17 protein-coding genes are annotated in these 20,592 nt (G+C 34.3%); 10 read left to right on the top strand and 7 right to left on the bottom strand.

Annotated elements, in window-relative coordinates:
- Positions 1 to 28: 28 nt before the first annotated feature.
- On the bottom strand, positions 29 to 1,261 hold the full coding sequence (sbcD, locus tag EM308_RS16800; RefSeq protein ID WP_035637615.1) for an exonuclease subunit SbcD: 1,233 nt from the start codon (positions 1,259 to 1,261) through the stop codon (positions 29 to 31).
- A 338-nt stretch (positions 1,262 to 1,599) separates the two neighbouring features.
- Between sbcD and EM308_RS16795 the strand changes: the two genes are divergently transcribed.
- Genes EM308_RS16795 through EM308_RS16785 form a run of 3 tightly spaced genes read left to right on the top strand, consistent with a single transcriptional unit; the run spans position 1,600 to position 5,189 of the window.
- On the top strand, positions 1,600 to 3,180 hold the full coding sequence (locus EM308_RS16795; RefSeq protein ID WP_035637617.1) for a type I restriction-modification system subunit M: 1,581 nt from the start codon (positions 1,600 to 1,602) through the stop codon (positions 3,178 to 3,180).
- Positions 3,177 to 4,475, top strand: a complete 1,299-nt coding sequence (locus tag EM308_RS16790; protein ID WP_051877797.1) for a restriction endonuclease subunit S — start codon at positions 3,177 to 3,179, stop codon at positions 4,473 to 4,475. Before EM308_RS16795 ends, EM308_RS16790 begins: the two co-directional genes overlap by 4 nt.
- A 30-nt stretch (positions 4,476 to 4,505) precedes the next feature.
- Positions 4,506 to 5,189, top strand: coding sequence for a DUF262 domain-containing protein (locus tag EM308_RS16785; protein ID WP_035637619.1), 684 nt, complete (start codon positions 4,506 to 4,508; stop codon positions 5,187 to 5,189).
- 155 nt (positions 5,190 to 5,344) lie between these two features.
- Here the strand turns inward: EM308_RS16785 and istB are convergent, their stop codons facing one another.
- Both istB and istA read right to left on the bottom strand, forming a co-directional pair.
- On the bottom strand, positions 5,345 to 6,082 hold the full coding sequence (gene istB, locus EM308_RS16780; RefSeq protein ID WP_035634847.1) for an IS21-like element helper ATPase IstB: 738 nt from the start codon (positions 6,080 to 6,082) through the stop codon (positions 5,345 to 5,347).
- A gap of 16 nt (positions 6,083 to 6,098) precedes the next feature.
- Complete coding sequence (gene istA / locus EM308_RS16775; protein ID WP_035634844.1) at positions 6,099 to 7,646, bottom strand: IS21 family transposase; 1,548 nt, start codon at positions 7,644 to 7,646, stop codon at positions 6,099 to 6,101.
- A 336-nt stretch (positions 7,647 to 7,982) separates the two neighbouring features.
- Here istA and EM308_RS16770 point away from each other — a divergent pair, with 336 nt between their 5' ends.
- Both EM308_RS16770 and EM308_RS16765 read left to right on the top strand, forming a co-directional pair.
- Positions 7,983 to 9,470: a Fic family protein gene (locus EM308_RS16770; protein WP_035640068.1), complete on the top strand. Its 1,488-nt coding sequence runs from the start codon at positions 7,983 to 7,985 to the stop codon at positions 9,468 to 9,470.
- Positions 9,471 to 9,546: 76 nt separating this feature from the next.
- Complete coding sequence (locus EM308_RS16765; RefSeq protein WP_035640065.1) at positions 9,547 to 11,154, top strand: tetratricopeptide repeat protein; 1,608 nt, start codon at positions 9,547 to 9,549, stop codon at positions 11,152 to 11,154.
- A gap of 25 nt (positions 11,155 to 11,179) precedes the next feature.
- Here the strand turns inward: EM308_RS16765 and EM308_RS16760 are convergent, their stop codons facing one another.
- From EM308_RS16760 to EM308_RS16745, 4 genes are all read right to left on the bottom strand, one after another.
- The gene (locus tag EM308_RS16760) at positions 11,180 to 12,340 is read right to left on the bottom strand and encodes a hypothetical protein (RefSeq protein WP_051877882.1); all 1,161 of its coding nucleotides are present in this window, start codon (positions 12,338 to 12,340) and stop codon (positions 11,180 to 11,182) included.
- A gap of 23 nt (positions 12,341 to 12,363) precedes the next feature.
- Complete coding sequence (locus tag EM308_RS16755; protein WP_035640061.1) at positions 12,364 to 13,020, bottom strand: vWA domain-containing protein; 657 nt, start codon at positions 13,018 to 13,020, stop codon at positions 12,364 to 12,366.
- 171 nt (positions 13,021 to 13,191) lie between these two features.
- Positions 13,192 to 14,544 carry a site-specific integrase gene (locus tag EM308_RS16750; RefSeq protein ID WP_156101382.1) on the bottom strand — a complete coding sequence of 451 codons (1,353 nt, stop codon included), beginning with the start codon at positions 14,542 to 14,544 and terminating at the stop codon, positions 13,192 to 13,194.
- A gap of 428 nt (positions 14,545 to 14,972) precedes the next feature.
- Positions 14,973 to 15,926 (bottom strand): hypothetical protein, encoded by a 954-nt coding sequence (locus EM308_RS16745; protein WP_035640055.1) that lies wholly within the window; start codon positions 15,924 to 15,926, stop codon positions 14,973 to 14,975.
- Positions 15,927 to 16,273: 347 nt separating this feature from the next.
- Here EM308_RS16745 and EM308_RS16740 point away from each other — a divergent pair, with 347 nt between their 5' ends.
- The 5 genes from EM308_RS16740 to EM308_RS16720 all read left to right on the top strand — a co-directional run bounded on the left by EM308_RS16740 (position 16,274) and on the right by EM308_RS16720 (position 20,562).
- Complete coding sequence (locus tag EM308_RS16740) at positions 16,274 to 17,368, top strand: BamA/TamA family outer membrane protein (protein WP_051877883.1); 1,095 nt, start codon at positions 16,274 to 16,276, stop codon at positions 17,366 to 17,368.
- 78 nt (positions 17,369 to 17,446) lie between these two features.
- Entirely contained in the window at positions 17,447 to 17,686 is a 240-nt protein-coding gene (locus tag EM308_RS16735) for a hypothetical protein (protein WP_035640053.1), read from the top strand.
- Complete coding sequence (locus tag EM308_RS16730; protein ID WP_035640051.1) at positions 17,686 to 17,991, top strand: type II toxin-antitoxin system RelE/ParE family toxin; 306 nt, start codon at positions 17,686 to 17,688, stop codon at positions 17,989 to 17,991. The genes EM308_RS16735 and EM308_RS16730 overlap by 1 nt, the downstream gene beginning before the upstream one ends.
- 11 nt (positions 17,992 to 18,002) lie before the next feature.
- A complete protein-coding gene (locus tag EM308_RS16725; protein ID WP_035640049.1) occupies positions 18,003 to 19,172 on the top strand; it encodes a glycosyltransferase family 2 protein in 1,170 nt (389 codons plus the stop codon).
- 76 nt (positions 19,173 to 19,248) lie between these two features.
- Positions 19,249 to 20,562: a dihydrolipoamide acetyltransferase family protein gene (locus EM308_RS16720; RefSeq protein WP_035640047.1), complete on the top strand. Its 1,314-nt coding sequence runs from the start codon at positions 19,249 to 19,251 to the stop codon at positions 20,560 to 20,562.
- The last annotated feature ends 30 nt before the right edge of the window (positions 20,563 to 20,592 follow it).

The raw sequence follows: 20,592 nt of genomic DNA, 5'->3' as shown, positions 1-20,592 counted from the left end.
TTAATACGGTCACGAAATTACTTTAGAACTATTCAGTTGCTTTAACTTTTTCCAAAATCTGATTAAATAAGGGCATCAGTTCATTGATTCCTTCTTCATTAATACCTTTTTTTTCGCATCGCAATTTGAAAATTTCATGAACGTCATCGAGCGGATTATTATCTGTTCCGACAATGAAATGTTCTCTGACCGATGCTATTTCAGAATTGGTTATTCTGGTACTACGGTTGAGGATTTCTATGTTTTTTTCAAAACACAATTCATTAATCTGTTCATTGAATTCAATAAAATTGACTTTTTCGGTGATAATGATTTCTCCCCAAGTTGTTAATTCATTAGATGAGTGATATGATTTTATTTTATCGATAATTTCGTTTGCAGTACCCTCAAATCTGATAATATCCCTTTTTAAGGGTACAGGAATAGGAGCAAAAGCAATATTTTTACCTTCAATTGTCAACAACGTAACTTCTTTTTGGTCGTTACGTTCACTGAAACTTAAGGGAATAGGGGATCCCGAGTATCTCAATACAACGTTTTCAGGATGTGCAATCAACTGTGGTTTGTGAATATGTCCCATGGCAACGTAATCATATCCCTCAGAAAAAACAGTAGAAGGAATTTGGCCTAATGTCCCCGCCAAAACGTGCATTTTTTTTTCTGATGGTTCGCTGGTGACAGAACCTGTAACAAATAAATGGGCAGTGCCAATAACAGGAATGTCTGCATGTTTTTCTTTGGCTTGTTGCAATAAATTGTCATAGTGTTTCTTAACCTCAACGGTAAATAATCCATGTGCTTCATTAAGGCTTTCTCCTTCGGAAATTTTTCTGATATCTCCGTCTCGCAGATAAGGAACTACTGTTACTACAGCTCGAGGTGTTTCTTCTTTCCGTTTAAAAACAGGGATGACAGCTCCTAAATTACCGTGTTCTCCGCCAACAACCGATATATTCAGAATTTCAAAAATATCTTTATAAGAATTCAAACGTGCAGCAGAATCATGGTTGCCTCCGGTAATTATAACTTGAATTTCACTTTTAAATGCTTCGGTGAGGAAATAATGGTATTTATTTAATGCTTCTATCGACGGGTTTGAAACGTCAAAAATATCCCCAGCCACAATGATGGCATCAATATTTTTCGTTTTGGCAGTTTCTAAAAGCCAGTCAATGAACAATTGGTGCTCTTCTATTCTTGATTTCTGCAAAAATGTTTGGCCGAGATGCCAGTCAGAAGTGTGGATTATTTTTAATGTCATAGCCAAATAACGGGATAAATTACAAGCCCCTAAAATAGGCTAAAATGGAAGTTGTTTAAAGTAATTTATCAATTTATTATGAATATACTTTTGGTATCTCAATTCTAACGAAGTACCATGTTATCAATTATCAACCAGGCTTTTATTTGTTTTTGTGAAAAATAATCATCTAAAAACAAAACAATAGGAATACTCTAATAGCTCCTTAAGTTAATTACTCGTTTTTTTTTTGAAAAATTAATCGGATTATGATTTTCATCAATGTCCTTTATTAAATAATTAGTTACTTTAGCCATTTAGCATAGAATACAAATATTATCACGTTTTTAAAATACTTCATGACTCAAGAACAAATAAAAAATTTAGAAAAAGAACTCTGGGATGCCGCCGACGAACTCAGAGGAAACTCCAAACTTACCGCTGCCGAATACAAAGATCCTTTATTGGGTTTAGTGTTATTGCGTTTTGCCCAAAACCGTTATGAAGATGCCAAAATAAGTGTTGCCAATTCCTTGCCCATAAACCCACGCACGGGAACGCAGCGTGAAGCCACCAAAGACGATTACGCCGCTGCCGGAGCAATCCTATTGCCCGAAAAAGCCAAATACGATTACCTCGCCGCACTGCCCGAAAGCGAGGACATAGCCGATGCCATCAACAATGCCATGAAACTCATAGAGGCCGAATACCCCGATTTGGCAGGTATTTTACCGAAAAGCTTTCAGGAATTCGACGATAAACTGTTGCGCGATTTGGTTCGCGTGTTTAATAAGGATGCCGTTCGCCATGCCAAAGGTGATGTTTTCGGGCGCATCTATGAATTTTTCTTGATGAAATTCTCCATGCAGGGTGCCGGTGCCCAGGAAGGCGGCGAATTCTTTACGCCTCCGTCATTGGTAAACCTGATTGTGAATTTTATACAGCCCAATCACGGAATCGTGCATGATCCTGCTTGCGGATCTGGGGGTATGTTTGTGCAAACTGCCCATTTTATACAGGATCACGACCATAAAAGCGTGAACGAATCCATCACCGTTTATGGCACCGAGCTGAAAAGCAACAACGCCAAGCTGGCCAAAATGAACTTGGCCATTCACGGTATCGAGGGCAAAATCATAGAAAGCAACAGCTTTTATACCAACCCACACAACCTGACCGGAAAATGCGATTTTGTCATGGCCAATCCGCCTTTTAATGTGGATAAGGTAGATGCCAAAAACAAATTCCTGGCCGAAGACGAGCGTCTGCCTTTTGGCGCACCACTTACCGGAAACGGAACCGTAAGCAACGGAAATTACCTTTGGATGCAGTATTTCCATTCATATCTGAACGGAACGGGACGCGCCGGATTTGTCATGGCTTCCTCCGCGACCGATGCCGGAAATGCCGAAAAACGCATCCGCCAGCAATTGATAGAAACCGGCGATGTGGAATGTATCGTCTCGGTGGGAAACAACTTTTTCTATACCCGATCGTTGCCCTGCCATGTGTGGTTTTACAACAAAGGCAAAAAGCCCGAAAACAAAAACAAAATCCTGATGATCGATGCGCGCAACACCTTTCGCAAGGTGACGACGACCATTAATGATTTCAGCGAGGAACAAATGGAAGGTCTTACGGCTATCATGGCGCTATTTCGTGGCGAAAAACCCGAAGTAAGTGCCAACAATAATTGGTTTAACGAAAAGTTCCCAGACGGAAAGTATACCGATATGGAAGGCCTTTGCAAAATTGTGGATTTGGAAGAAGTAGCCGCCCAAGATTACAGCCTTACACCCGGCCGTTATGTGGGTGTGGTGGTTGAGCTGGACATGGACTTTGATTACCAAGGACGAATGACAGAGATACATAGCGAATTGGCAACTTTGAATGAAGAGGCCAACCGATTGATGCAACAAATTCAAAGTGTGCAGTTATGAGAGAGGGTTGGAAAGAATACTTATTAGGAGATCTAATTACTATTAAACATGGATATGGTTTTAAAGGAGAATTTTTTGTAGATGAACCTAATAAAAATTTATTATTAACACCTGGAAATTTTGCAATCGGTGGTGGGTTTAAAAGTGATAAAATGAAATATTATGAAGGCCCCATTTCTTCAGATTTTGTTTTATCAGCAGGTGATGTAATCGTAACTATGACAGACCTTAGTAAACAAGCCGATACACTTGGATTTTCAGCAAGAATTCCTAATGACCCAAAAAATGTTTACCTACATAATCAACGAATAGGTTTAGTGTCTTTAAAAAATCATGATTGTGATTTAGAATTTATTTATTGGCTTTTAAGAACTCATTCCTATCAAAGGTATATAGCAGGTTCTTCATCAGGTGCAACAGTAAAACATACCTCACCAGCTAAAATATATTCAGCTAAAGTTCAAATCCCCAAATCCAAAGTAACCCAACGCAAAATAGCCTCCATCCTATCGGCCTATGATGATTTGATAGAGAACAACCTCAAGCGCATCAAATTACTGGAAGAAAAAGCCCAACTTACTTATGAAGAATGGTTTGTAAAAATGCGTTTCCCGGGTCATGAAACGGCTAAGTTTGATGAGGAGACGGGGTTGCCGGAGGGGTGGGAGAAGAAAACGATTGGGGATGTATGTAAAGTTTCAGGTGGAGGAACTCCATCTAGAACTGTTGATGAATATTGGGATGGTGGCGATATTACTTGGTTTTCACCCACTGATTTATCCAAAGCAAACAGCTTATGTGTTTTAGATAGTAGCCAAAAAATCACAGAGTTTGGTTTGAAGAAAAGCTCTGCAAAACTTTTAGATACTAATTCATTTATGATGACCAGTCGAGCTACTATTGGATTGTTTGCTTTGATAAACAAACCGTTTACAACTAATCAAGGATTTATTAATGTTACACCAACAAATGAGTTTGATAAAGGATTCCTCATATACAATTTTAAGTATAGAGTTGAAGAATTTAAAAGTCATGCAACTGGTGCTACTTTTCCTGAATTGTCCAAAAGTAAATTTAATGCTTTAGATATTATTTGGCCCAACGAAGAATCTTTAAAACTATTCAGTGAAATTACATCGGTGATACATACTCAATTGTTCAATCTTACAAAACAAAACCACCTCTTGAATGAAGCCCGCGATATTTTATTGCCGAGGCTGATGAGCGGGATGATTGATGTGGAGGAAATACAAACGACTGTGGAGGAAATGAATATAACCAATGCAGAAAAATAATATATAAAAGACATTTTAAAATCATAGTTTATGGATAATAGTATAGGTTTATTCTCAATCAGTGAATTGCTGGGTAAAAATTTTTTCATTCCTTCTTACCAACGAGGTTACAGATGGTCTGAAGTACAGATTAAAGATTTATTAAATGACATTTACAGTTTTGCCATCAAACCCAATAAAGCTGAAAAGGAATTTTATTGTCTTCAACCAATAGTCATAAAAAAATGTACGGACGAAACAAAAGTTAACAACGAATTGAAAAGTGATTTTGATGATAACCAATGGTACGAAGTTATTGATGGTCAACAAAGACTTACGACGATAAGAATTTTGTTATCTTATCTGGTAAATGAACTTTATCCAGGAAAAACACTTTATGAAAAACACCGAAAGCACCTGTATAAAGTTGAATATGAAACTCGTAAAGGTTGCGCTGATTTTATAGATGACTTCACTGAAAGCGATGATACAATAGATTTTTATTTCATTTCCGAAGCACGAAAAATAATTCACGAATGGTTCGAAACGTCTGCTCATATAAAAGATCCACAGAAAGCAAAGGAAAAAATAAGGAATACGTTAATTTATAGCAAAGAAGATCAAGATCAGGAAGGTGTCGTACAAATTATCTGGTATGAAATCTATGATGAAGGGAAAAGCAGCTCAATAGACACTTTTATACGTATTAATCTGGGAAAAATACCTTTAATGTAAATTCCAGTGATATTGACCACCCAATTCCAATTTAAAGTGACCACCTGATTCCAATTCAAAATGACCACCTAATTCCGGAGCAAAGTGACCACCCCGTTTTCATAAAAAACTACTTTTTTTCATGCGCTAATTAGTACTCAAATATACTTAAAATATTATTCCTTGTTTATTCCTCTTTTCTTTCTCATAGATTCCCCATGCAATTCGAGTCTGTGGGCTTGATGTATAAGTCTATCCAAAATTGCGTCAGCTATAGTTTTTTCGCCAATTATATCATACCAACCTTGTACAGGAATTTGCGATGTAACAATTATAGAACCGTTATTATGCCTGTCTTCAATAATCTCCAAAAGTGTAATTCGGTTTTGACTATCTAATGCCTGGAGTCCAAAATCGTCAAGTATGATAACGTCTTGCCTTTCAATTTTGGCAAGTTCTCTTAGGTAAGAACCATCTGCTTTGGCCATTTTTAATTTAGCAAACAGCTTCGAAGTATTAAAATAGCTTACTTTATAGCCATGAATACAGGCTTGGTAACCCAATGCGGTACCTAAATAACTTTTGCCTACACCTGTACTTCCTGTGATTAAGATGTTTTCATTTTTTTCAACAAATTCGCATTCTGCCAGACGAAGAACTGTATTCCGGTCAAGATTGCGGGATACATCAAAATTGACATTTTCAATATTTGATTTGTAATGGAATTTAGCATTCTTTATACTGCGTTCTATACGACGATTGTGCCTTTCGTCCCATTCAGCATCAATAATCATCGATACAAATTGATCGAGTGTGTAGTGGTCTGTTCTTCCGCTTTCAATCGCTGTTTTAAAAGCATTAAACATTCCGTAAAGTTTCATTTGTCTCATTTTTGTTACTGTGGATTCATTCATGTTTTTAAGATTTAATTTAATTATAATACTGTTTGCCTCTTATGTTTCCGTGGTTCGGAAGTTCATGCTCAGGTTCCTGTTCTAAATCAATACGATCTAAGTTGTTTTCTAAAATATTTTGGATGGTCTTAAAATTGTAAATTCTAAAGTCAAGCGCTCGTTTACAGGCATTTATTAATCGCTGCTTACCAACCTTTTTTTCAAAGTTTAGTATTCCTAAACAACTTTTATAAGCCTGTTCAGGATGGTTTCTGCTTTCGATTATCTGCATAATATATTCTCCTACTGACTCATCAATACTACCTGCCCAATCAATGAATCGAGCAGCACTCCACTGAGCTACAAACTGATGTGAACTGGCTAAATGTTCTGGAGTTGTGGTATAGACATAAGGTTTGTAATTTCGCTGATGAACCGCTATTCGATTGTATTTATAATAGATCTCTACGGTTGATCTTGTGTACAAGAGTTTCGTTTTTTTCTTTACATATTGATACGGAACGCTGTAATAATTTTTGTCTTGACTTAATTGGACATGACCATTTTGCATTACCGTTGCAAAGGATTGATATTTGATTTCAAAGCGTTCTTGTGGTAGTGGACGCAGTTTTTGTTTCTCATCTTCTACAAACAATTCTTTTCGTGAGTAAGGACGACCTGTTAGTTTTCGATTATTATGAATGTCTAATAAATCCCATATCTGTTGGTTTAATTCTTCTAGAGAAAAGAATTTGGTTTCTTTTAGTGTTACATAAATTCTTCTGTATAATATCTTTACAGCCCCTTCAACTAATGACTTATCTCTAGGTTTATAAGCTCTAGTTGGCAAGATTGTAGTTTCGTAATGTTCCGCTAAGTCGGCTAAAGTTTCATTAATTGTTGGCTCAAAACGACTGCTTTTTATTACTGCAGATTTTAAATTATCTGGAACAATTGCTGCAGGAGTGCCTTCAAAAAAGCGCATGGCATTTTCTACAGAAGTAACAAAATCTTCCTTTTGCTGGCTCATAGAAGCTTCAGCATAGGTGTATTGACTAGCCCCTAATATAGCCACAAAGAATTGTACTTCTTTGATTTCTCCAGTGTCGCTATCAATAATGGATAGTGTTTTTCCAGCATAATCAACATACATTTTATCACCGGATTTATGATTCATATGCATCACTGGATTGACTTGTTTACTCCATACTTTGTAATAATGAGCAAATTGAGAACTCCTGTAACCATCAGGGTTTATGGCAGCATATTGTTCCCACATATGTTGTATGGTAACGCCAACTTTTTTTAGCTCACGCTCCATTTTAGGAAAATAATTATGGAGTGTTTGTAATTTGGGACTAATTGATTCCACAGTAGTCTGTGAAAACAAAAGTTCTAGTTCAGCATCTGTTTTTTTATCAATAAATTCAAAGTTTAATCCGAGAACTTCAAATAAAGAAATATACTTCTTTACCGTATTCCTAGAAAGGGATAAGTAGCTACTTATAAATAACTTACTTTTTCCATCACAATAGAATTTAATTACTTTTCTAATTTTACTCATGTCTGTTATTTTGTTTGCCATAATCCGCTTTTTTTTTGCGAATGTATGGTTCTAACGACATGAAAAAGTCTGTAGTTTTTAATAATTAATTTACCCCAAAATTAGGTGGTCAATTTGAACTGGAATGGGGTGGTCAGTTTGCTCTGGAACTGGTGGTCAATTTATACTGGAAAGAGGTGGTCAATTTGACCGTTTTTTCCAGTGTATTACTGGAAAAATTTATCTAAAAGTAATTGAATTGATGCATTTAGTGGAAATATAAAATTATTTTCAAATCAGATATAATGGAAAATTTTTTCCAAAAATTTAATTTTACTGGAAAAAAATAGTTATTTTTGAAATGTAACAGCTATTATAATGGAAAATAATATCCCAATTCATCTTCAGGAAGTAATATTCGCATCTAGTGATATAGCAATAAGCAAACAATTAGGGAAACTGGAAAAAAAGGGGGAAATAAAAAAAATTGCTCCTCGTATATATACTTCCAACTTCAATGAGTCAGCGGATGTAATTATCAGAAGAAATATTTTTGCCATTTTAGGAAAACTCTATCCAGGCTCAGTATTAAGCCATCGCTCTGCATTGGAATTCAAACCAACATCTGCAAATCAAATATTTGTAACCTATACCTATACAAAAAAAATTGAACTTCCAGGAATAACCATCCGCTTTCTGGAAGGACTACCTGCAATAGAGGGAGATAATCCATTTTCGGGCGAATTATTTGTTTCGCAACAAGAAAGAGCCTTTTTAGAAAATCTACAATCTTCACGTCAAGTAGGACCAACTTCAAAAACCATTACGTTACCCGAAATAGAAAGCAAGTTAGAACAAATAGTGCAAGTAAAAGGAGAAGGAGGTCTAAATCAATTCAGAGACAAAGCTAGAGAAATTGCCGAAAAATTAGGAATGCAATCGGAGTTTGAAAAGCTCAATAAATTAATTGGTGCTTTGCTAACAACAAAACCTTCAAAAATTCTAAAATCCCCATTGGCAGTTGCCAGAGCTTTAGGTAATCCTTATGACAAACACCGCTTAGAATTATTCGAAAAACTTTTTATAGAACTCCAACAGAACCCCTATAAAGATAGTCGGGATATAAATAGAGAAATCAGTTCTTTTAGAAATTTTGCATTCTTTGAAGCTTATTTTTCAAACTACATTGAAGGAACGATTTTCGAAATTGAAGAAGCTAAAAGTATCATTCAAACTGAAACTCCAATACCGAACCGTGATGAGGATTCGCACGACATATTAGGAACGTATAGATTAGTGAGTAATCAAAAGGAAATGAGTACAACGCCATCAAATCCGGATGAATTGCTGGACATATTGCAATATAGGCATCAAATACTTTTAGGAGCTAGAGCCTCCAAAAAACCTGGACAATTTAAAGACAAAAATAATCGTGCAGGTGAAACTCATTTTGTTGACCATAATTTGGTTAGAGGGACTTTAATAAAAGGATTTGATTATTATCAAGCCTTAAAAGAGCCCTTTGCAAAATCGGCTTATATCATGTTTATGATTAGTGAAATACATCCTTTCTTAGATGGTAACGGAAGAATTGCAAGAGTAATGATGAATGCAGAATTGGTAAAAGCAAATCAAACACGTATCATAATTCCAACAGTTTACCGCGATGACTATTTGGGAGCTTTAAGGAGGCTAACACGAAATGATGATCCGGCGGTCTATATAAGAATGTTACAAAGAGCGCAAGAATTCAGTGCAACATTAACAGCAAATAATATGAATGCATTAGAAAATCATTTGAAACTATGTAATGCATTTAAGGAACATGATGAAGCTAAACTGAAAATAATAACCAATATATTGTAAATCGTCAGCAAAAAGTGGACTGATTTAAACAAAAAAATAAGAGAGTGTTTTCAAAATCCTTAAATTTTAAATAAGTATGAAAAGATTTTTTTTTCTAATAGCATTACTCATAGCAATATTTTGTAATGCTCAGACCAATAATTTTGAGCAAGGTCTAAAAGCGTTTAATGAAAAAGATTATGAAAAATCACTTACCTATTTTGGCCTTGAAATTAATGATAATCCTAAAAACGGCATAGCTTTGTTCTATAGAGCAACAATATATTATTTTCAGGACAAAAAATTCTATGCATTAAAGGATATAAATAACGCAATTATAAATATATCTCCAAAAGAAAAAGAGAGGCTAGCTGGAGCATATATGTTTAGGGGCCGTATCTATAAAGATTTTGAGAATTATGATAAAACTTTTGAAGATTATTCAAGTGCAGTAGGAATATCTCCAAATGACCCAGATATTTACATTTCCCGTGCTAAAATATATTTTGAATTGGAACAATATTCAAAAGCGGAAGCTGACTATAAGCAAGCACTCAAAATAGATGAATCTCTTGTAAAAGCGTATGCTGGATTGGGGAGAAATTATATATATCAAAAAAATTATACTGAAGCGGAAAAAGTGTTAAGCACATGCATTAAACTTAACCCTGAATACTCTGAAGGTTATTATTTTAAAGCATTAGCATATTATGAGCAAAATAAATATGGTAAAGCAATCGAAGAAATATTTAAAGCCGTTTTATTGGGTGAAGAGGGTAGACTATATAGTGATTTGTTTGTCGAGTACTCTGCGAAAAACTATGCACTATCTCTTTCAATAGTTAATGCCCAAATCAATAGTCAACCTGAAAATGCCAAATGGTATTATACAAGAGCACAATTATTGGAAAACAAAAATAATTTTAAGGAAGCTATTAATGATTATTCCAAGTTAATAAAACTTTATGACAATAATATTGCTTTAAAAGCAGAAATATTAGAAGATAGAGCAAGTTGCTATTCAAGTGCTGGAATGTATGAGCAATCAATAAAGGATTACTCCCAAGCTATCTCAATAGACTCTACCGATGCTTTTAATTTTAGTTTAAGGGGTGATGTTAAACGTTTAATGGGGGATTTTAGTGGTGCAAAAGAAGATTTTACAAAAGCAATAAAAATTCTGCCCAACGAAGCATGGTTTTATTATCAAAGAGGTTGGATAGAAGAAGCGTTTTTAAAAGACTATGAAGCGGGCTTGAATGATTATACAGATGCAATTTCAATAAATAATGGATTTACTTACGCATATTTAATGAGAGGTCGTTTATATGGATCCAAACTAAACAATCCCATAAAAGCCAAAGAGGATTTTAATCACATTTTTACAATTGAAACCAATTTTGATGACCAAGGTAATAATTGTAGTCAATATGCTCTTTTTCATTTGGGGCGCAATAAAGAAGCAATCGCTTTGATGAATAAGATATTAGAAAAATATCCTACAGCCGGAAATTATTATGATGCAACATGTTTGTATTCTTTAATGAATAAGCCAAAAGATGCATTAGAAATGCTGAAGCTTACACTAAAAAATGGATATAGAAACTTTAATGGTCTAGCCACTGATGATTATGTTGAGAATATTCGAAATCTTCCAGAATTTAAAAATCTGATTGCAGAATGGAAGAATACTTTTGATGAATAGCTTAAATTACCGATCTTTATGAAATTTAACTTTTGTGATTCACTAATTCACGTTCTAATTTTATTAGTTTTTTTTCGCCTCTTTCACCATTAATACAATAAAAATCAAGTAATGTTTCACCGACAGCTTCTTTAATTTTTTTATTGATTCTTGATAATACAATATTCGCATCGTTTTCTAGAGGATTAACAAGTAGGTCAATAGCTTTTTGAAGTGTTGCGGGATTTGACTGATTGCAAAAATTTGCATACAGTTGTTTTAATTCTTCTTTATAATCTTGTAATTCATTTAAACTAATCCCGTCATTATATTTTAAAAACAATAGAAAAAGTGCCTTTTCTTTGGGATTCAATCTCAGCTCAAGCCCTCCTAAATCAGTAAAGAAAATCTTTTTGGTATATCCTTTTATTTCTAATCTACTTGGTTGATGGAATAGTTTGGATCTTCCTCTAAAAGTCATAGCTCCACGGATTCCTTCCAAAATTTCAAAAAACTGTCGGCTGTATAATTTAGGTACGTCTCTTTCGATAAAGTGATTCATGCAGCTATCGCATACGTCTGCAGTTCTCATTTTTAAAATAATTTGGGACTTGTCCTGGCAGAAATCCATTACACACCCTTTTGGAGTTTTGTGAATGTTATTCATTATGGCTTCGTTAGTAGAAAACATAAAATATCGCATACTCCAAACTATCACTTCATAGGCAATTGGAAAACGAATGTCAATGGAAGAACCAAAATAATGTTGCCAATTTGATGTTTGTACAAAATAATTTTTCATTGATGGAGAAATACCTCCGAACCAATTTGGTTTATTGCCAATATCTGTAAGTAATACAACAATATCATTTTCAGATATTCTTTTTTGATTTCTGTACTTATCACATTCTGCAAATAATTGTTCCCAAGTTTTAAGAACTTCTTTATGTGGAAAAACAATTCGATTGACTAGTCTTTCATCGTCGATCGAACATAACTGAGGTTCTGAAAAAAACCGAACTTTTTTTAATTTTTCAAAATCTTCTTTGGATTCCCATTCAATTTCCTCACCATTTGGACCGTTTTGCAGAATTTCCTCTTCACATTCAATAAAATTAAGTGGCCCACGGAATTGCTGCAATAAATGCAGCACATTCCGATAGGTTTCTACTTTTAGTTCAGGTGATCGTAATAAATGTATGTTCATGTTCTAAAATTATCAAATAATAATTATTTCCTACGATCCTTTTTCACAATAAAATCTAAAAAATCTTTTTTTGTTATACCGGCTGATTTGCTCTGTGAATAATGACGCATACCATTACTTATTTCATCCATCATTTCATACATATCCCCTTTGTTAAACGATACTACATTTTCTTCACGTATATTCAGCATTTTTGAGGTATGAATTGCATCAATATCTGCTCCCAGGAATGTAAACGTCCATTTTTCCGTTTGTTCTAAGGTTTTAATCGTGTTTGCAATGTTGTGATATGTAAATTCCCTGCTTGCATTTTCCATACCGTCAGTTAGAATAACCATTATTACACTCATTTCATTATTTAGAATTTGAGATTCATGAGCTATTCTAATCTTGTTAATTGACTCACCGATGGCATCGAGGAGTGCAGTACTTCCATCAGGGACATACATTGCTGGGGTTAAGTTTTCAAAACCATTTACATTGGAATGTGAAAAAATGTGGTCCACATCATTATCAAAAATAGTTAGTGAGATTTCAAATTTTTGCTCCGGAAATTCCCTTTGCAATTGTTTGATTGTTTCTAATTGTTTATTGAAACCATCTATAGTCGTTTCTCTGCAATTGTTCATTGAGCCGCTTTTGTCTAATACAAAATGGTAAAGCGTTTTTTTGTTTTTCATAATCTTTAATTTTTAAATATTTATGAAACAAATGTAGAGTGTTGATTCAGGAGAAGGAATTCTTTGCAACCTTGCAATGTTTATTGTAATGAGTTGTATAACTTTCCTATTTTAGCAGTATCTTCTTCTTTCCTATCAAAAGGAGTAAATAGAAAAATACGACTTATCGAATTAAGAGAATTTATAAAGTTTTGAAGATTTAATCTTGTTTATCTTAATAATTTCCTGCGTAAACATTATAGCCTTATCCAGCATATCTCTTCTGTCGTAAATATGTACACTGCTGATATTGCTTTTCTTTGATGGATGTGTAACACTGCTTATTATTATTTCTGGGACTCCAAGCAGAGAAAGATTGCTCACAAAAGTACTTCTTAAATTATGGGTGCTGAACAAGCTGTTGTTTTCTATTCCTACCGAACTAAGTACGCTTCTAATGTTGATATTAAGATTGGCTAATGTAATTTTTGTGAAATCAGGAAATTGATAATTGTTCTTTTTGATCATTTCCAAGGCTGTTGAAAATAGGGGAGTATAACATTCAGTTGAGGTTTTCCCCTGAATAGTATGGAGGTAATAAAATACATTTTTGTTATTGGTACAAAGTTCAATACTTCTGCCTTTTGCTTCTTGCATTGATTGAAGCCTCATTCCGGTAAGGCTTGCGATAATAATATAGTCTTTTGCCATTGTCGTATTTTTTGAAACTGGTTTGTATTTCATTACTTTTAGGATGTCCTCTTCCTTTAAAAAAGCTTCGGTTTTGGGCGAATTGTTTTTTTCTACAGTATTGATTAGGTTAGTATCGCTTAAATCCAACGGAATATTTATAAGCTGTTTTCTAGCGACTTTGCAGAGTAGTATAAAATAATTTTGGTATGCTTTAATGGTATTTGAGGCAAATTTCCCATAAGATTTTGGAGTGTAGCTGTCTATTTTTATCTCGCCTGTTTTAAGTTTGTTGGTTACATCCCAAAAATCACGATAGAGTTCTTCATTTAGATTTTCAAATATTAATTTACTTTTCGCCTCTTGATATCTTTTTACAATTGGAACAAGGTTTCTAAATGAATTTATGGTGTTTTCTTTTACTTCATCTTTTCGGCCACTTCCAACAAGATTCTCCAAATGCTTGATATGGCTATTTAAAAAAGAGAGTATTTCAAAGCTTTCTTCGGGCTTTCTTTTGTCTCTTCCTGTAATGAAAAAAAGATAGTTTTTAACCTCCTCTGCAGTAGGATCCTGATTTCTGAAATGAGAAGCAACTGCTTCGATATCAAATTCAAAATCTGCTATTTTATTACGTAGTAATTTATTATATCGTTCCGATTTTTTGATGGTATTTGGATCATAAATATACCCCATTTTACCTCTTTTTTCTCGAATAATTCCAAAATGTTGGGGCAAAACGGACACTTCCAAAGAGAATTGAAACTTCTTATAACTCAATTTTCCGTCCTTTTTACTTTTGAATGCACCACTCACTTCAGCCATCACCAGCTCAGGTTTGGTGCGGTTTTCCAAGATTTTTGTTTTGGATTTAAGGACGTATCTGTGAGTAATAGCTTTCATCAAAAGTAAAGGTACAAAATTAAATAATAGGTCTCTAATTCGGTCTCTAATATGGTGTTATAAGATGGTATTTAATGGTATTTTATGAAATTTTAAAATTTCACAAAATAGCAACAACACTATATTTTAAAGGGGATAACGTGAATTTGCTGTTTTTGGGAAATCAGCGATATATTTTCTACTGATAAATAATTCACAAGGCTAATTTTTTGGCAAAAGTAAGCTATTATGGAACTAAATGCGAATTATTTAATAACCATAAAAGTCATATAAGTTTTTGTTTTGAAATAGATGATAAATAGCTAAGACACCTTTGGTTGAGCAAATGTTGATTACAATTTACTGTGATACTTTTAACTTAAATGGCTTATATGCTTAAATCAATTTTTAAGATAAGGACTTAAATCAATCGTATGAATTTCTTGTGGATTGTGGATAAAGCGTTTATTGGTAGCTTCATTCGTCAGGTAAAAAAGCTGTCCGTCTTCGGTAGTGATGGCTTCTATTTGATGAAAAATAAGAGAAATTTTTATTTTTCGTTTGTTTCCGGTCAAAAAATCATTGTTTTTGTAGTCATACAAAAGGTAAACAAAAGGTTGCATATAATGCGAATACCCGCATAGAACGATTCCCTTTTTCTGAGGTAACAAGGTGGCTCCGGTGATTAATCCATCTACATTTAGTGTTTCTTTGAATTGCGCAATGTAGGTTCCAGGAGTTTTTGGCAAGCGATATACATTCGTTTTTTCAGACACCCATTGTTTGGTAAATAGGTAAATACTATCGTTTGTAACCACAAAAGCTTCGCAATCAAAATCGGTTGTGTTTACTTCTTTTTTGGGAACAAAATCCGTTTGGTTTTCATAAGAAAAGGCAATCGTATCAATTACGGGATTCTTCATGTCCATGGAGTTTTTCTTAATTCGCAAAAAGTGAAGATCCTTACGATTTCCGAAGACATTATTCCCAAGATCGCCGATGTAGAGGTAGTTGTCGTCTTGGGAGATTTCTTCCCATTCATTGTTTTTTACCCCTTCAAGATTGATTTTTTTTCTAATTTTCCCTTTGGTATCAATGCCGTATAATGTAGTGTTTATATCATCATTGTGTGTCCATAATAAATTGTCAGAAGTAACCAAACCCGATGTTTCGGCTATAGAATCACTCAATTCTTTAGTAAATGTCACTTTAATTCTTGCAGAAACATATCGGCAACTTCCATCATTTTCGGTTGCTTTTGGGTTAAAATTCTCTGCAAGTCGGTCTGTACAACCTTTGGTTTGCGCATAAGACATAGCAACAAACAGAAAAAAAAGGATAAAAATTTTTTTCATAACCTTGTTCAAATCAAACTCAAAGGTAAGGTATTAAACAAATAGAAACAATCCTAAATTCTATAGATAAAAGGATTAGGAGTGAATCATCAAGCTTTTTTAGTAAATATCGTTCCCGCTATCCGTGTGTAGAGAGGTTGCATTGCACGTCTCTACATAAAATGACCACACAGTATATTAAATTTTAATTTTTCTTATATTTGAAAAACTGAAAAGTTTTTACTGCTCAAAAATAACAACCAAACTCTATGGGTCGCATCAAACGAAATTGGCTTCTTTTTCTCGTTGTTACTTCTTCGTTTTCTTCCTTTTCCCAGAAAATAGATTTTAGAAGTGATAGTTTGGATATGAAATACATTTTGAAAACCATTTTTTTGAAAAATGACACCCTAAAGAAAAATGAAAATCAAAGTAAAATAGCCTTCTCCTTAATGCCGGCCCCCGATTTGAAAAGTGCCGAAGGCGGTCTGGTCGTGTCTTTTGTGACCACGTTTTATTGGGACGAGAATCATGAAAATACCAAAATGTCCGAAGTCTATTTTACCCCAACAACCAGTTTTACAGGCCAGTATTCTTTCCCAATACAGTCCTATATATATACCAAAGACAATAAGTATAATTTTATAGGTGATTACAGGTTTATGATTTATCCGCAGTTTACTTACGGTTTGGGTGGAAATAGTTCCAAGGATCCACAATCTGAAGTACATTATCAACAAATTCGGTTTTATCAATTTATTAGTCGAAAAATAATTGGCGATTTCCGTTTGGGATTGGGTTTTCAGTTGGATAATTATAAAAATATTTCTGAGGATTCCGAAATTTCGGGGCCAACAGATTTTTATAAATATCAGGAAGGAGATTACTCAAATGAACTTTCCTCAGGTATCGCTTTTCAGGCTTTGTACGATTCCCGAAAGAATATTTTGAACCCCAATCAGGGCTATTATTTTGAGGCGGATTATCGAATTAACGACCGTGGATTTGGTAGTGATACCAATTGGAAATCAATATATATAGATGCCAGAAAGTATTATTCTTTTAGCGAAACCAGTCATAGAGTCTTAGCTACTCGTGCTTTTTATTGGGCTGTTTTTGATGGAAAACCGCATTATCTGGATTTGCCGAGTGTGGGTTGGGATCGTTATGGAAAAACCGGCAGGGGATTCACCAGAAACCGTTACCGCAGTAATTCCTTGTTGTATCTTGAATCCGAATATCGTACGGATATTACTAAAAACGGTTTTCTTGGAGCGGTTTTTTATGCTAATTATTCTTCTGTTTCCAATTTGGATACCTATCATTTTGATAATTGGACGCCGGCAATTGGAACGGGATTGCGAATAAAATGGAATAAAATCAATAATTGCAATCTGGTTCTCGATTACGGCATCAGTAAAGACGATTGGACTTTTAGGGTAGCGCTTTCGGAGAATTTTTAGATAACTATAATGGAGGGGGGTATTTGTGAAATAAAAAGAGGGGATTATTTTGTATATTTGGGGATAAAATAATTGATAATGAATTTGGATTCTCAAAAAGACAAACCCAACGAAAATCTTCCAAAAGTCGAAGAAAGTGCCAGTGTGTACTGTACTAAAGCTGATTTAAGAAAAGGAAATTCAGATACTGATTGGGATAATCTTCCAGAAATTCTGCAACAATTAATCGAAAAAGGAATAAAACAGTGTGATGAGGGGGAGTTAATTCCCCACGAAAAGGTTATGAGTGATATTAAGAAAAGATTCAATATTTCTTGATGGCATATTTAGTTTATTGGTCTGTTTTATCGAAAGAATCATTTAATGATGAGATTGATTTTATTTTCCTTAAATGGAATCTAGGAGAAGTTTCAAAATTTATAGAATTAGTTAAATTAGTTATTGAAAAATTGATTGAGCATCCTGAAATTGGAATATATGGCAAAGAAAAGAAAATATATTCTTTAGTGATTTCAAAACAAACTAGATTATTCTATCGAATTAATGAATCCCAAAATCAAATTGAATTGGTTTTGTTTTGGAACAATAAACGAAATCCAGTTGACTTAATTAAGTTGCTATAATTGTTTTGGAAATGCAACTATCCGTTATCATCCTTAATTATAATGTTCGCTATTTTTTGGAGCTATGTCTGCTAAGTGTGGAAAGCGCTTTGAAAAACATAGATTCCGAAATTATTGTGGTAGATAATAATTCCCAAGATGATAGTTGCCAAATGGTAAAAACTCGTTTTCCAGATGTTAAACTCATTCAAAATAATGAAAATTTGGGTTTCCCAAAAGGGAATAATATTGGGGTTGCTCATGCCAATGGAGAATATATATGTATTCTAAATCCGGATACTGTTGTTGCAGAAGATACTTTTGTGAAAGTCTTGACATTTGCTCAAAAACAAATAAACCTCGGAATTGTAGGCGTGAACCTCATTGATGGAACAGGTGATTTTTTGCCAGAAAGCAAAAGAGGAATTCCAACGCCTTGGGTCTCATTTACCAAGATTTTCAATTTGTATAAATTGTTTCCAAAAGCATCTCTTTTTAACAAATATTATGCAGGGCATTTGTCTGAAAATCAAACGGGTGAAGTTGAAATATTGGTTGGTGCTTTTATGTTTCTGAAGAAAAATTTGTACGAAGAGATTGAAGGTTTTGATGAAGATTGTTTTATGTATTCAGATGATATAGATTTGTCTTATAGAGTGTTACAAAAAGGAAAAATCAATTATTATTTTCACGAAACAACCGTACTACATTATAAAGGAGAAAGTACAATTAAGGATGGAACTTATATGAAGCGTTTTCAGGAAGCGATGACGTTTTTTTATCGAAAACATTTTCGAGTCCCTTTTCTTTTCACGGTATTTATGAAAGTAGGAATAGTCTTTTTTTCTTTAATCAAAAGGGTTCAGGGCAGAGTTAAAGCCAAAAGTGTTCCAAAAAAATATTTGCTGGTATCGGCTTCCGAAACTTTACGGAAAATAATAACTCCTCTTCTTCAAAAAAAGGTGGATTTTCTTAATTTAAAAACAGAAAAAGAGGTAAATTTGTCATCAATTTCAATAGAAAAAGGGGTGCAGATTGTATTGGATAATGAGTTTGTTTCCTTCAAAGAATGTATAACTGTTCTGGAAAAGTTTAAAAATAAAGGAGTTACTTTTAGAATTGTACCAAAAAGTGCGGAATTTAGTATTGGAAGTGATTCTTCTAACGATAGAGGAGAAATTGTAGAATTAAGAAAAAAATAAATTCTATTAAATTTACATTGGTATTTTTTGTTAATTTCGCAAATGAAAAATCAAAATCATCTTTTAGAATGACAATATGGCAAGATTTGAGTTAAAGCTTCCAAAAATGGGAGAAAGTGTTGCGGAAGCAACCATAACAAATTGGTTGAAAGAAGTTGGCGATAAAATTGAAGCGGATGATGCCGTTTTGGAAATTGCAACCGATAAAGTAGATTCTGAAGTTCCATCGGAGGTTTCAGGCATTCTTGTCGAAAAATTATTTGGTAAAGACGATTTGGTTCAGGTAGGGCAGACCATTGCTATTATTGAAACGGAGGCTGTTGAGGCTGGATCTCCACGTCCTGAAGTTGCACCTGCCATTGTTGAAGAAATTCTAAAAACAGTTGAAGTGGCCAAGGAAACTGTTGCGACGCCGATTAGTTTTAGCGAAAGCGATAAATTCTTTTCACCATTAGTAAAAAACATTGCAAAAGAAGAAGGAATAACTCTAGATGAACTTCAAAGTATTGCTGGTTCCGGAAAAGAAGGCCGTGTGACCAAAGATGATATTTTAGACTATATAAAAAATAGAAGTTTGCAGCCTGCAAATGCTGTAGCAACTCCTACAAAAGAAGTAGAAACTCTAAAAGTGGTTTCGGCGGAAGCTCCATCGCAAGCAGCTGCTCCGGCTTCGGTAAATGGAGCTGATGAAATTGTGGAAATGGACAGAATGCGCAAGCTGATTTCCGGATATATGGTGGCTTCGATTCAAACTTCGGCTCATGTGCAGTCTTTTATAGAAGTTGATGTTACGAATATTGTGAAATGGCGTGATAAAGTGAAAAATGCTTTTGAAAAACGTGAAGGTGAAAAATTGACTTATACTCCTATTTTTATGGAGGCAGTTGCCAAAGCATTGAAAGATTTTCCGGGGATGAATATTTCTGTTGAAGGTGATTTTATTATTAAAAAGAAAAATATCAATATAGGAATGGCGGCGGCTTTGGCAAACGGTAATTTAATCGTTCCGGTAATTAAAAATGCAGATCAACTGAACTTGGTAGGTATGGCAAAAGCGGTGAATGATTTAGGAAATCGCGCCAAAGCAAATAAATTAAAACCAGATGATACCCAGGGTGGGACTTACACGGTTACTAATGTGGGGACTTTTGGAAGTGTTTTTGGAACGCCTATTATTAATCAGCCACAAGTGGGGATATTGGCTTTGGGTGCGATTCGAAAAGTGCCTGCGGTTATCGAAACTCCTGACGGTGATTTTATCGGAATTCGTCAAAAAATGTTCCTGTCGCACAGTTATGATCATCGAGTGGTTGATGGTGCGCTGGGAGGTAGTTTTGTAAAAAGAGTGGCCGAATATCTTGAGGCTTTTGATGTGAACAGAGATTATTAATTCAGCATAAATTGAAAATGAATCCGGCAA

It is taken from the genome of Flavobacterium gilvum (assembly GCF_001761465.1).
Lineage (GTDB): Bacteria > Bacteroidota > Bacteroidia > Flavobacteriales > Flavobacteriaceae > Flavobacterium > Flavobacterium gilvum.
This window is presented reverse-complemented; position numbering and strand designations above follow the sequence as displayed.